The organism is Gordonia sp. 852002-51296_SCH5728562-b, assembly GCF_001665475.1.
Lineage (GTDB): Bacteria > Actinomycetota > Actinomycetes > Mycobacteriales > Mycobacteriaceae > Gordonia > Gordonia sputi.
Map to the genome: position 1 here is coordinate 42,996 of NZ_LZMI01000009.1, position 13,890 is coordinate 56,885.

At 65.6% G+C, this 13,890-nt stretch carries 9 protein-coding genes; all 9 read right to left on the reverse strand.

Annotation, left to right across the window (positions count from 1 at the left end; genetic code table 11):
* Positions 1 to 26: 26 nt before the first annotated feature.
* The 9 genes from A5766_RS01985 to A5766_RS02025 are packed head-to-tail and all read right to left on the reverse strand — an operon-like array spanning position 27 to position 13,632.
* Positions 27 to 338, reverse strand: a complete 312-nt coding sequence (locus tag A5766_RS01985; protein WP_005204072.1) for a Rieske (2Fe-2S) protein — start codon at positions 336 to 338, stop codon at positions 27 to 29.
* Positions 335 to 2,806, reverse strand: coding sequence for a nitrite reductase large subunit NirB (gene nirB / locus A5766_RS01990; protein ID WP_039855013.1), 2,472 nt, complete (start codon positions 2,804 to 2,806; stop codon positions 335 to 337). Before nirB (A5766_RS01990) ends, A5766_RS01985 begins: the two co-directional genes overlap by 4 nt.
* Before the next feature lie 17 nt (positions 2,807 to 2,823).
* Positions 2,824 to 3,177, reverse strand: coding sequence for a hypothetical protein (locus tag A5766_RS01995; protein ID WP_005204068.1), 354 nt, complete (start codon positions 3,175 to 3,177; stop codon positions 2,824 to 2,826).
* 18 nt (positions 3,178 to 3,195) lie between these two features.
* Complete coding sequence (locus A5766_RS02000) at positions 3,196 to 7,332, reverse strand: bifunctional nitrate reductase/sulfite reductase flavoprotein subunit alpha (protein WP_064903167.1); 4,137 nt, start codon at positions 7,330 to 7,332, stop codon at positions 3,196 to 3,198.
* Positions 7,333 to 7,352: 20 nt separating this feature from the next.
* Complete coding sequence (locus tag A5766_RS02005; RefSeq protein WP_064903170.1) at positions 7,353 to 8,087, reverse strand: sirohydrochlorin chelatase; 735 nt, start codon at positions 8,085 to 8,087, stop codon at positions 7,353 to 7,355.
* A complete protein-coding gene (locus tag A5766_RS02010; RefSeq protein ID WP_005204062.1) occupies positions 8,077 to 9,258 on the reverse strand; it encodes a uroporphyrinogen-III synthase in 1,182 nt (393 codons plus the stop codon). Before A5766_RS02010 ends, A5766_RS02005 begins: the two co-directional genes overlap by 11 nt.
* Positions 9,255 to 9,626, reverse strand: coding sequence for a nitrite reductase small subunit NirD (gene nirD, locus A5766_RS02015; RefSeq protein WP_005204060.1), 372 nt, complete (start codon positions 9,624 to 9,626; stop codon positions 9,255 to 9,257). The genes A5766_RS02010 and nirD overlap by 4 nt, the downstream gene beginning before the upstream one ends.
* On the reverse strand, positions 9,623 to 12,166 hold the full coding sequence (nirB, locus tag A5766_RS02020) for a nitrite reductase large subunit NirB (protein ID WP_064903173.1): 2,544 nt from the start codon (positions 12,164 to 12,166) through the stop codon (positions 9,623 to 9,625). The genes nirD and nirB (A5766_RS02020) overlap by 4 nt, the downstream gene beginning before the upstream one ends.
* Before the next feature lie 8 nt (positions 12,167 to 12,174).
* Positions 12,175 to 13,632, reverse strand: coding sequence for a nitrate/nitrite transporter (locus A5766_RS02025; protein ID WP_064903175.1), 1,458 nt, complete (start codon positions 13,630 to 13,632; stop codon positions 12,175 to 12,177).
* Between the last annotated feature and the right edge of the window lie 258 nt (positions 13,633 to 13,890).

Consider the following 13,890-nt stretch of genomic DNA (forward strand, 5'->3'; position numbering starts at 1 on the left):
CGAACCGCCGGCGCGGACCTACCGGATCAGCCCAGGTCGACGGTGATCGTGCCCGACTCGTCGGCGCGCACCGCGTACGCACGGACTCCGCTGCCGCCGAAGGCGATCTCGTCACCGGTCCCCAGGTCGTAGGTGTGATTGTGCAACGGGCACACCACGACACAGTCGTCGATCAGTGCGTCGGCCAGTGGCCCGCCGCGGTGCGGGCAGACGGCGTCGAGTGCGCGCAGCGAATCGTCGCGCAGTCGGAAGACCGCGATCTGCGCACCGTCGATACCGAATGCCCGTCCCTCGCCCTGCGGGATGTCGGCGATGTTGCCGACTGCTATCTCGCTCATCGGACCGGCACCTGCGGGAGCGGCAGCAGCGGTAGCGCCGAACGGAACTGCCCGGGAGTTGCAGGCTGTTTGCCGTCCTGCCAAGGATCCCGATAGGCGTCGACGGAGCGCTGCATGTTGGAATCGAGTTGTTGCGCAATGCCTTCCGCGTCGTCGACGACGACGGCCCTGATCTTCTCGATGCCGTAGCGCGGAACCCAGGCGTAGGTGCGTTCGAGCCATTTCGCGCTCTCGCGGTAGTACTGCAGGAAGCGGCCGGCCAGTGTCATGACCTCGTCGGCACTGTCGACGGTCGCCAAGAGATCGCCCTTGCGGATGTGTGCGCCTGCGGCACCGCCGACGTAGATCTCCCACTTGCCGCCGTCGATCGCGACGACGCCGAAGTCCTTGCACAGCGCTTCAGCACAATTGCGCGGGCAGCCGGTGACCGCGAGTTTCATCTTCGCGGGACCCGCTATGCCCTGATACCGCTCCTCGAGAGCAATGCCCAGCGCCGTCGAGTCGCCCACCCCGAACCGGCAGAAGTCGCTTCCCACACAGGTTTTCACCGTGCGGAAACTCTTGCCGTACGCATACCCCGACGGCATGTCGAGATCGGCCCACACGTTGGGCAGATCCTCCTTGCGCAGGCCGAGCAGGTCGATGCGCTGGCCTCCGGTCAGTTTGATGAGCGGAACGTCGTACTTCTCCGCGACGTCGGCGATCTTGCGCAACTGCTCGACGTTGGTCACGCCGCCTTTCATCTGCGGCACAACGGAAAACGTACCGTCGCGCTGGATATTCGCGTGGACACGGTCGTTGATGAAACGTTCGGCGCGTTCGTCGATGAAGTCGGAACCCCACATCATCTCCAGCAGCGACGACAACCCCATCTTGGAGTTCGCATCCTCCTTGCCGTCCGGCGCGAGGGCAGCGAACACCGAACGCACCGAGTAGAGCTTGAGTTCGCGGATCAGCCGCATGAGTTCTGGCTTCTCGTACGGGATTGCGGGAACGTACCAGTTGGCCGACGGGTCCTCGGTGACCGCGTCGCCTGCGGCCCATTCGACGACCTGCGCCACCAAACCCTTACATGAGCCGCAGCCCTTTCCGGCGCGGGTCGCGGCCATCACGCCTGCCACCGAGGTGGTGCCGCCCGCGACACACCCGACGATGGTCGCCTTGTCGACACCGTTGCAGTTGCACACCTGGGCATCGTCGGAGAGTTCCTCGACACCCGTTGCGGCGTCGGGTGTTCCGATGTCGAACATCAGCGAGATGCGTTCGTCGGGGAGTTCGGTTCCCTGATCGAAGGCCTGCATCAGGAACGAGACCTTGCTGACGTCGCCGACGAGGGTGGCGCCGACGAGCTTGTTCTCCCGGATCACCACCGTCTTGTAGACGCCGTGCCGGGGCTCGTAGAACTGCAGGTACTCGTCGTCGGCATGTTCGGGTGCCTTGACGCCCATCTGGGCGACGTCGACGCCGGCGACCTTGAGTTTCGTCGAGGTCCGCGAACCATGATATGCGGCAGTCGAATTGGCTGCGGTGAGGTGATCGGCCAGGACCTTGGCCTGCTCCCACAGGGGTGCGACGAGTCCGTATACCTGGCCACGGTGCTGCGCGCATTCGCCGACCACGTAGATGTCGTCGTCGTCGATCGAGCGCATGTGGTCGTCGACGACGATGGCGCGTTCGACGGTCAGTCCGGCACCGCGGGCCAGCCCCACGTTGGGTCGGATGCCGGTGGCCAGCACCAGCAGATCGCACTCCATCTGCTCGCCATCGGCGAATCCGATTCCGGTGATGGCATTCTCGTCATCGGCGAAGGCTGTGACGGTGCGTTTACCGGTGACCACGGTGACGCCGGTCGACTCGATCGCGCTGCGCAACACCGCACCACCGGTTTCGTCGAGCTGGGCGTTCATCAGAATGGGGCCGGAATGCACCACCGTCGACGCCACACCGCGGCCGTAAAGACCGTGTGCCGCTTCGAGTCCGAGTAGTCCGCCGCCGATGACCACCGCATGCTGGGCGTCGTCGGCGTGGGCGATGATCGCCGTGGTGTCGTCGAGGCTGCGAAAGCCGAATACGCCGCTCAGCTGCGTGGTGTCGTCGACCCACAGCCCCTCGATGGGCGGGAAGAAGGCACGGCTGCCGGTGGCGATGATCAACTTGTCGTAGGCCACCCGCGAACCGTCATCGGCGAGCACGACTTTCGCGTACGGGTCGATGCGGACCACCCGCACCCCGGCCCGCAGATCGATTCCGTTGTCGCCGTACCAATCGACGGCGTTCAGGTAGATGTCGTCGGGCGCATCGGAGCCGGCGAGCACGTGGGACAGCGCGATGCGGTTGTAGTTTCCATACGGTTCGTCACCGAAGACGGTGATGGCGAACTGATCTGCTCCGCCACGCGCCAGGATCTCCTCGATGGCGCGGGCGCCTGCCATGCCATTGCCCACCACCACCAGCGATTGTCGGGTCATCGCAGACTCCTGCGCCATCAGAACTCCACCACGCCGAGGTCGATGACCACGGTGCCCGACGCGGAGGTGGGTGCGGCCAGCGCCAGGGATATCTCCGCGCCCTCCAGAAAATCCTCCACCAGCCGTAGCGGCACGTGGGTACCGCCCTGGGCGGCAATCGGGAAGTAGCGCACCGGCTTCCCGTCATGCATCAACGCGATCGTGATCATCTCATCGCTGCTGTTGCCGCCACGGAAGTAGACCGCCTGCAGCGTCGAGCCGTCGGGCACGGTCAGGGTGAGCGAGTCGTCGATGACCACGAGGGTCTCGAATCCGGCTCCCTTGAACGCGAACAGGCCTTGCAGAAATCGCGGTGTGCTGCTGTCACTCATGAGGTCTCAGGGCACCTTTCAGTAGACGTCACGCACGTAACGTTTATCGGCGGCAAGGGCTTTCACATATGCCTCGGCGCTGGGGCCGGACAACTTACCGTGTTCGGCGACGACCCGGGTCAGCGCGTCGTCGACATCGCGGGCCATGCGTGTCCGATCGCCGCACACGTAGAAGTGCGCACCGTCGGACAGCCATCGCCAGAGCTGCTCACCGTGCTCAATCATCCGGTCCTGCACATAGACTTTCGACTTCTGATCGCGGGAGAATGCGACGTCGAGCCGGTCCAACGACCCGTCGGCGAGCATCGTCTCGAGTTCGTCGCGGTAGTAGAAGTCGGTGGCCGCGTGCTGCTCCCCGAAGAACAACCAGTTCGGCCCACGATGACCCAGTAGCCGACGGTGATGCAGGAACCCGCGGAACGGAGCGATGCCGGTACCCGGGCCGACCATGATCATCGGGGCGTCCGGATCCTCGGGCGGCGAGAAGCCGGCATTGCGCTGCACCCAGATTCGGATGTCATCGTCGGCGGCGTGGTCGGCGAGGTAGGTCGAGCAGACGCCGTGGCGCGGGACGCCGTGCAGGTTGTAGCGCACTGCCGACACGGTCAATTGGACCTCGTCGGGGCTCTCCAGCGGACTCGACGAGATCGAGTACTGCCGGGGAGTCATCGGTGCCAGCTTCGACAGCCAGTCGGTCGCCGAAGCACGCATCGGGAACGTGGTGAGCAGGTCGGCGATCTGCCTGCCCCACAGCCAGTCGTCGAGTTCGGACTTGTTCTCCGGCGCCAGCATCGACCGCAGATCCGCCGATGCTGCCCGGTCGCAGACGAATTCGAGGACACCGGGGCTGATCTTCGCGATCTCGAGACGCTCACGCAGGGCAATATCCAACGGCATGTCGTCCCCGCCGACGGTGACCACCGTGTCGGCGTCGAGCCCCGAGGTCTCCAGGAACGCCTCGACAAGTGGTGGGCTGTTGCGCGGCCACACCCCGAGGGCATCGCCGGCATCGTAGGTCAGAGTGTTCTCGGGCAGCGCGAAACCGAACTGCCGCACATCCTTTGCTGATCCGTCGCCACTGAGGCGGGTGTTCCGGACCAGCGAGGTCACCAGCGGGTTCTTACGACCGTAGGAGATCGGCGCGGCCGGCGCCGGCGGAGCTTCCGCAGGGGCGCTCGCCGACGGCAGCGCGGTGGCCAGTTCACCGGACACGGCGTCGAGCCAGCCCTGTGCCGTCGACTCGAAATCGGGTTCGCAGTCGACCCGGTCGAGGAGACGAGTGGCTCCCAGTTCGGCCAGCCGGTCGTCGAGTTTGCGTCCGAAGCCGCAGAATTCGTCGTAGCTGGGATCGCCGAAGGCCAGCACCCCGTACCGCACGCCGCTCAACGGTGGGACATCGTCGCCGGACAGTTGGTCCCAGAAGGATGTGGCATTGTCCGGGGGATCGCCGTCTCCGGTGGTGGAGGTGACGATCAGTACCGTGCTCTCCGGGGTGAGGGACGCCAGTCCGGCCTCGTCGAGAGTTTTGGTGGCGGCCGAATAACCCTGCGCGGCCAGCGATTGCGCGACCGTCGGCGCGTAGTCCTCGACGGTACCGGTCTGCGATGCCCAGAGCACCTCGACGGTCGGTGCGGAAGCCTGTTCCTCCGGCGCTGCTGTCAGCGGCCCGCCCGTGGTGGACGTCGATCGTGAGAATGCCCCGGCGAGAACACCATTCACCCAGGCGCGATTCTGTTCGGACAGCGGCGCCTCCGGCGGCAGCAGCGGTACGCCTGCGACCGACGCCTCGCTCTGCAGACCGGCCAGCACGCCTGCCACATAGGCTTGTTCGGTGCTCGATAGTGCAGGCGGCGTGATGGCCGAAAGCCCCAGGGTCACAGCAAGAGACGACGCCGGGACATCGGCCCGGGCCTGCGCCGATGCGGGTGTATCAGAGGTCGGCGCTGCGGCGACCTTCTCCAATGCCACGGCACTGACCTTGAACTCCGGTTGCAGCGACGCCGGGTCGACGGCGTCGTTGGTGACGGCGTTGATGGTGACGTCAGCACCGAACATGTCGCTCCAGTGAAACGGGGCAAAGCAGTTGCCGGGGCGTACGCGGTCGGTGAGGACTGCAGGCAGCACCGCGGCACCACGCCGCGAGCGGACGCGCACCGAATCCCCTTCGGCCACATCGAGAGCGGCCGCATCGTCGGGGTGGATCTCGACGAACGGTGACGGGTTGAGTTTGTTGAGTTTGGCCACCCGCCCGGTCTTGGTCATGGTGTGCCACTGGTGCGGCAGCCGTCCGGTGTTGAGGACCAGGGGGAACTCGTCGTCGGGCATCTCGGCGGGCGGAAGGCATGGTCGGGCGTGGAAGATCGCCCGCCCGCTCGGGGTGGGGAAGACGAACTCCGGTGTGGTGCCGTCGGCCCGCACCACCTTGGTCTGGCTACGGCCGTCGTTGAGGTAGCGGATCGGGTGGCGGTCGGCGTCGTCGTCGGGCGGGCACGGCCACTGCAGCGCGGTCTCGCGGAGACGCGCATAGCTGGCACCGCGAATGTCCCACCCGGTCTTGGGATTCCAGAAACGCTTGATCTCCTCGAACACCTCTTCGGCCGATCCGAAGGAGAATCCTTCGCCGTATCCCATCTCGGTGGCGATCCGGCAGATCAGTTGCCAGTCGGGTAGCGCGTCGCCGGGTGGCGCGACGGCGGGCTGGAAGAGGGTGAGGTTGCGTTCGGAGTTGATCATCACCCCGTCGGACTCGGTCCACAGGGTGGCAGGCAGTGCGACGTCGGCGTATGGCAGGGTCTCGTTCTCGGCGAACACATCCTGCACCACCACCAGCTCACAGCGCTGCAATGCGTCGATGACCCGCGACCGATTGGACACGCTGGCAATGGGATTGGTGCAGATGATCCAGCAGGCCTTGATCTTGCCGTCGGCCATCTGGTCGAACATGTCGATGGTGCCGGTCCCGACCTCACTGCGCAGGGTGCCGCGTGGCACCTCCCAGGTGTCCTCGCAGAAGTCACGGTCGGCCTCGGAGATCACCGCCCGCTGGCCGGGCAAACCCGGCCCCATGTAACCCATTTCGCGTCCGCCCATCGCGTTGGGCTGTCCGGTGAGCGAGAAGGGGCCACTGCCGAGGCGGCAGATCGCGCCGGTGGCCAGGTGCAGATTGATCAGCGCGTTGGTATGCCAGGTGCCGTGGATCGACTGGTTGAGTCCCATTGTCCAGCAACTCATCCAGTTCGTGGATTCGCCGATCCACGTTGCGGCCGTGCGGATGTCGGCCTCGGGGATGCCGGTGGTCTCGCTGACGAATGCTGGCGTGTACTCGGAGACGAACTCCTTGGTCGCGGTGAAACCCTCGGTGTAGCTCTCGACGAAGTCGTGATCGACGTTGTCGGCCTCGATCAACAGGTGCAGCAGACCGTTCAGCAGGGCGAGGTCGGTGCCGGGTTTGACCTGCAGGTAGAGGTCGGCCTTGGCCGCGGTGGCGGTGCGTCGTGGATCGATGACGACCAGCTTCGCGCCTGCCTTGACCCGTTCCATCATGCGCAGGAACAGGATCGGATGACAGTCGGCCATGTTGGAGCCGATCACGAAGAACAGGTCGGCGTGTTCGAAGTCCTGATAGGAGCCGGGTGGGCCGTCGGCGCCGAGGGACTGCTTGTAGCCGGTGCCTGCGCTGGCCATGCACAGTCGCGAGTTGGATTCGATGTTGATGCCGCGCAAATAGCCCTTGGTGAACTTGTTCGACAGGTACTGTGCCTCGGTCGACATCTGGCCCGACACGTACACCGCAACCGAATCCGGGCCGTGCTCGTCGGCTATCGCCCGCATCCGGCGTGCGGCGAAGGAGATCGCCTCGTCGATTCCGACCGACTCCCGGTCGGTGTCCCGGCTGGTCCGGATCGACGCCTTCTCCATCCGTCCCGGCGCGGCCAGCATGTCCGACGTGGTCGATCCCTTGGTGCACAACCGCCCGAAGTTCGTCGGATGGTCCTTACGTCCGGTGGTCTTGGTGACCAGCGGAAGTCCTGCGCCGTCGGGCGTCGACACGTGCAGCACCATCCCGCACCCCACCCCGCAGTAAGCACAGAGCGAGTCGACGGTGGAGGTCGCGGGCATGACTCCATGGTTGGAGCCGATTGTTTCCGATGCCATGAATGCGCGTTACCGGTCGATCACATGGTTCTCACACGGGCTGGTCGCGACTGTGAGTCGCGCAGACCCGCGGAGGTGAGCCGCGCGACGATCAGATCGGCCACCCGCGAGTCCGCGCCGATCGGTGCGGCAACGCCGTCGGCGCCATACTCGCTCAGGCGGGAGTGAAACAACCCGGGCGCCAACAGGTATGCGGCGATGAAGACCCGACGCCGCCGTGACCTGCGCGTCGCCGACACCACGTCGGGGACGCGCGGGGTCGCGGTGGCGACATAGCCGACCGACACGTCGTCGTCGATCAGCTCTCCGAGCTGACGAGCGGCGGTCTCGACGTCGGCCAGCGCGAGCGGGTCCGACGATCCGGCGGCGGCCATGACCACGGCGTCACCATCGCGCCAGCCTGCGGCGCGCAGTCGCTCGAGCATCAGCACCGCGAGCATCGGGTCGGGGCCCATGTTGTCGCACAATGTGACCCGCTGATGGCCACTGGCCTCGATGTGCTCCGGGATGTCGCGTCGGACGTGGTATCCGGCGGCAAGAAAGGCAGGCACGATGATCGCCGGTCCCGGGGTCTGCGCGAGCAGTTCCGACGGTGACGGACCGAGAACGTCGACGAAAGCCACGCGGGTCGTCCCCACGCGCTCCCCCACGAGTTCGGCGATGCGTCCGACGGTCGAGACTCCCGCAACCGAGCGGGTGCCGTGTGCCACGAGGATGGGTTGCGGACGGGTGGCAGCGGTGTGTTCAGGCTTCATCGGAATCGTTCTCGTCATATTCGAGGTCGACAGCCAAGCGGTATCCACGCTTGACCACCGTCTGGATCATTTTCGAATCGCCCAGCGCCGAGCGCAGTCTGGTGACCGCCATCTCGACGGCGTGGGTGTCGGTGCCTCCGCCGGGGAGTTCGTCGAGCATCGCCTTGCGCGAGATGACTTGTCCCGGAACACGATGCAGCACGCGCAGTAGCGCCATGCTCGAACCCGTCACCGAGTGAAAGCAGCCGTCGACGACGACGCCCGACGCCCGAAGGCTCAGGTCGTGCCCGGCGACGCGGAGCACACTCGCACGACGCGGCAGTTCCTCGGCGATCAGTCTGACGAGCGCACCGAGACGAAAGCGGGCGGGCTGCACCGTGGGAACCTGCAGCGCATGCAGGGGCCCCGCAGTCACATTGCCGACGCACATCGCAGGTACCGCGGTGCGCATGGCGTGCAGCAATGGTTCGAGTGCACCGGTGCGATGCGCCTGACCGAGCATCGACGCCACCGCAGGCGCGCTGGTGAACGTCACGGCGTCGAGGTCGCGGTTGATGACGGCGTCGATCATCCGAGCCATCGGGTCGGTGTCGTCCGGCGGAGTCCAGCGGTAGACCGGAACCGGGACGACCTCGGCACCCGCCTCGCGCAGCACGTCGCACAGGTCGGGTAGCGGCTCCCAACTCGTCGTCGCACCGTGGAGCTGTACGGCGACCCGCAGTCCCGCGACTCCCTCGTCGAGTAGCTCGCGAATGAGCTCGCTCGACGACTCGCTGGGTGGCGACCACTGCTCACGCAGGCCGGCCGCACGAATGGCGCCCTTGGCCTTGGGACCTCTCGCGAGCAGCCGAACCCCACCGAGTGTGTCCACGAGGTCGTCGGCGAGTCCCCACCCGTCAGCCGCCTCGACCCAACCCCGGAATCCGATTCCGGTGGTCGCCACCATGACGTCTGGCGGTTCTTTGAGGATCGACTCGGTGGCACGCTCAAGCTCGTCGTCGTCGATGAGCGGGATGATGCGAATGGCAGGGGCATGGATGACCTCGGCGCCACGACGTGTGAGCAGAGCGGCGAACTCGTCGGCTCGCCGCGCCGCTGTGATGCCGACGGTGAAGCCGGTCAGGGTCTTGTCCGGAGTCGCCGTGACAGTGGGTGAGTCGGAGGGTGTCATCGGGTATCGCTGATCTCGATGATCCCGATCTCGACCGTGCCGTCGACCACCCGCACCGGATACGTCTGCAGGGCCTGTGACTCATCGTCGAGGCACGCACCGGTATCGAGCGAGAACACCTGCTTGAGCAGCGGCGATGCGACGGTGGGCTCGCCGTTCCTGTCGCCGATGAGCCCGCGCGACATCACCGCAGCCCGACCGAAGGGGTCGATGTTGTCGACGACGCGCAGTGTGTCCTCACCATCGGACAGGCGGAACACCGCGACCTGCGTGCCGCCGACGAGTGCAGCGACACCACGGCCGACGGTCAATTGGTCGAGGGCGCACACCGGCACCCAGGTGCTTACGGCGTCGTCCAACGCGGTCATGGTGGTGTCTCCTTGAATCGTGTGGGCGTTCCGAGCAGCACCGGGACCTTGCGGCCCGACGAGTCGTCGAAGGCGATGGTCGGGTCGGGAGTCTCCGGGGCGTTGACAAAGGACACGAAGCGACGCAGTTTGTCCTCATCGTCGAGCACTGCGGCCCATTCGTCGCGGTAGCCGTCAACGTGCCTGGCGACCGCATCCTCGAGGTCGCCTCCGATACCCAGGATGTCGTCGCAGACGATCTCCCGCAACCGATCGAGCCCTCCGTCGAAGCTCTCCTGCCACGGCGCGGTGCGCTGCAACCGGTCGGCGGTCCTGACGTAGAACATCAGGTAGCGGTCGATGTAGCGCACCAGCGTCTCGTCGTCGAGTCCGGAGGCGAGAAGCTTTGCATGCGCTGGACTCTGGCCGCCATTTCCGCCGACGTAGAGGTTCCAACCATTCTCGGTCGCGATCACGCCGACGTCCTTGCCGCGTGCCTCAGCGCACTCGCGGGCACACCCCGACACACCGAGCTTGATCTTGTGTGGTGAGCGCAACCCGCGATAGCGATGTTCGAGACGGACCGCCATCGCCACCGAATCCTGCACGCCGTAGCGACACCAGCTCGAACCGACGCAGCTCTTCACCGTCCGCAGGCTCTTGCCGTAGGCGTGGCCCGATTCCATCCCGGCGTCGACGAGCCGACGCCAGATCTCGGGAAGCTGCTCGACGCGCGCACCGAACATATCGATGCGCTGACCACCGGTGACCTTGGTGTAGAGGCCGAAATCCTTGGCGATCTGACCGATCGTGATCAGCTGATCCGCGGTCACCTCGCCACCGGGCATCCGCGGAACGACCGAATAGGTGCCGTTCTTCTGCAGATTGGCCAGGAAGTGGTCGTTGGTGTCCTGCAGCGCGGCCTGCTCGCCGTCGAGGATGTGATCGCTCGACGTCGAGGCCAGGATCGACGCGACGGTCGGCTTGCAGATCTCGCAGCCACTCCCGGTCCCGAAGCGGGCGATCAACTCGGAGAAGGTGCGGATTCCGGTTGCCGCCACGATCGAGAACAGTTCGGCACGCGACTGTGTGAAGTGAGCACACAGCGCCTTGGACAACTCGACGCCGGAGTCGGCGAGGAGTCTGGTGATCGACGGCACGCAACCACCACACATGGTGCCCGCCGACGTGCACCCCTTGATGTCGGCGACCGAGCACGCACCGTCGGCGATGGCCGAGCAGATCGCTCCCTTGGAAACGCCGTTGCACGAACAGATCTCGGCGTCGTCGGGCAGTGCCGACAATCCGATCCCGCCGCCTTCACCTGCCGCCGGCGCGATCAGCGACGACGGATCGCCCGGAATCTCGCGCCCCACCATCGGTTTCAGCATCGCGTAGGCGTCGGCATCACCGACGAGGATGCCGCCGAGCAGGGTCGACGCGTCGTCGGAGAGCACGAGCTTCTTGTACGTACCCGCGACGGGATCGGAGTAGACGATCTCGAGTGCGTTCTCGGTGACACCCATCGCGTCGCCGAAGCTCGCGACGTCGACGTCGAGCAGTTTCAGCTTCGTCGACATGTCGGCGCCGGGGAACGTCGCCTCGGCGGCACCGAGGATGCCGTCCGCCGCGATCTCGGCCATCGTGTAGCCGGGAGCGACCAGGCCGTAGCAGCGACCCTCGACCGCGGCGACCTCACCGATCGCCCAGATCGACGAATCGCTTGTGCGACAGCCGGTATCGGTGATGATTCCGCCCCGCTCACCGACGTCGAGGCCGGCCTGTCGACCGAGCGCGTCCTGTGGTCGGACACCCGCGGAGAACACCACGAGCGCGGCGTCGAGGATGGTCCCGTCCGACAGGGTGACCGCCAGGGAACCGTCTTCGGCGTCGGCGATGGCCGTCGTCGACACCCCGGTGTGCACATGCAGACCGAGGTCGCCGACGAGCGATGCCAGCAACGCACCGCCGCCCTCGTCGACCTGCAGTGGCATCAGTCGGGGCGCGAATTCGACGATGTGCGGCGTCATTCCGAGCAACCGGAGTGCGTTGGCTGCCTCGAGTCCCAGCAGCCCGCCGCCGACCACCACACCGGGCGCACCCGGTCCGGCAGTCTCGGCGGTTGCGCGGATGGCGTCGAGGTCGGCAAGGGTGCGGTAGACGAAGCTACGCGCATTGTCCTTGCCGTCGACCGGTGGGACGAACGGGTACGAGCCGGTGGCGAGAACTACTGTGTCGTAGTCGATCTCGTTGCCCGCCGAAGTGGTGATCCGACGTTGCTCGCGGTCGATGGTGGTGGCGGACTCGCCGAGTCGGAGCTCGACGAGGCCGTCTCCGGCGTAGGTGTTGTCGGGCAGCGACATCGACGCTGAGTCCCACGACCCGACGTAGCTCGACAGCCCGACCCGGTCATAGGCAGCGACCGGTTCTTCGCTCAGCACGATCACCCGGTACTGGTTCGCGGTGTCGCGTTCGCGGAGTTCCTGTACGAATCGGTGGCCGACCATGCCGTGGCCGACGACCACACAGGTGCGCGTGTCCATCGTTGGCGCCGAATCCATTTCGGGGGTCACTTCGCGGGTTCCGCTGCCGGGATGGTGGCCGCGGGAGCGTCGTCGACGACCGTCGAATCGACCGCGATGTCGGTGGTCTCGCGCTCCTCGAGCACGATCTCGCGTCGAGCGTAAAAGACCCAGGTGATGATCGCGGCGATCACATAGAAGCCGAGGAACACCCAGAAGGCAACCGTCGCAGACTGATTGGCCTTGTAGCTCGAACGCAGCACCAGGTTGATGCCGACGCCGCCGAGTGCACCGACCGCACCCGCGATACCGATGAGCGCACCGGACATCTTGCGCGACCAGACCACATGGCCCATCGTGTCGAGGCCGGTGAGGTTGCGCGCCTTGTGCTCGAAGACGGTCGGAATGATCTTGTAGACCGAACCATTGGCGATTCCCGAGATTAGGAACAGCAGGATGAATCCGACGATGAATCCGATCAGCTGAGCGGTACCGATCTTGTGATGTGCGTGTGCGTCGGCAGCCATTCCGGAGATCACCAGCACCGACGCCGACGCGATCATCGCGAGGAAGCACACGAAGGTGATGCGGCCACCACCGAAGCGATCGGCGAGCTTGCCACCGTAGGGACGCGCAATGGAACCGAGAAGCGGTCCGATCCAAGCGATTTGGGCTGCAGCGAGTGCGGCATTACCGACGCCGGACGACTTGAAGCTGATCTGCAGGACCTGCGAGAAGGCAAAGCTGAAGCCGATGAACGAGCCGAACGTGCCGATGTAGAGAAGCGAGATCAACCACGTGTCGCGGTACTTCAGGCAATCGACCATGGAGCGGTAGCTCGACGTCTGGTGGTCGAGGTTGTCCATGTAGATCGCGGCACCGATGGCGGCGAATGCGAGGGCGACGAGGTAGATGGCGCACACGATCTCCGGCTTGTCGGACGCCAACCAGATGACCAACAGCCCGATCAACTGGATCACCGGGACACCGATGTTGCCGCCGCCTGCGTTGAGTCCCAGTGCCCAGCCCTTGAGGCGGTGCGGGAAGAACGCGTTGATGTTGGTCATCGACGACGCGAAGTTGCCGCCGCCGAGGCCGGTGAGCGCTGCGGCAAAGAGGAACCAACCGAACCCGAACTTGCCCGGATTCATCATCAGTATCAACACGAGGGTGGTCGGGATCAGCAGCACGATTGCCGAGAAGATGGCCCAGTTACGGCCACCGAACTTGGCAGTTGCCTGGGTGTAGGGAATGCGCAGGCAGGCACCGACGAGGGTGGCCGTTGCCGTGATGGCGAACTTCTGGTCGAGGCTGATGCCGTACTTCGGCGACATGAACAGCACCATCACCGAGAACAGCGACCAGATGGAGAAGCCGATGTGCTCACAGATGATCGACCAGACCAGGTTGCGCTTGGCGATCTGTGCGCCGCCGGCGTCCCAGGCCTGCCGGTCTTCCGGGTCCCATCCGGTGATGTGGTGTTTACGGGTGTACGCATAACTCATGGGGGGTGCCGCTTCCTGCGATGGGGCTGAGGTGTCGCGACAATCGGCGGCGCGACGTGATGTGTCTACGACGATAGGAAGCGGCTGTTGCAGAGAGTTTTCCGTGCGTGACCCCGCCGTCACAGTCTGCTCACCTGACGAGGCGGCGAGGTGTGAGAACTCTGCGGGGTACGAGAAGCGGGCTGTGAGAAGTCAGCGAGAAGACCGACTCGAGCAGTCGGGCGCAGCGTCGACTACCGGGCCGACGGCCCGTCGTAG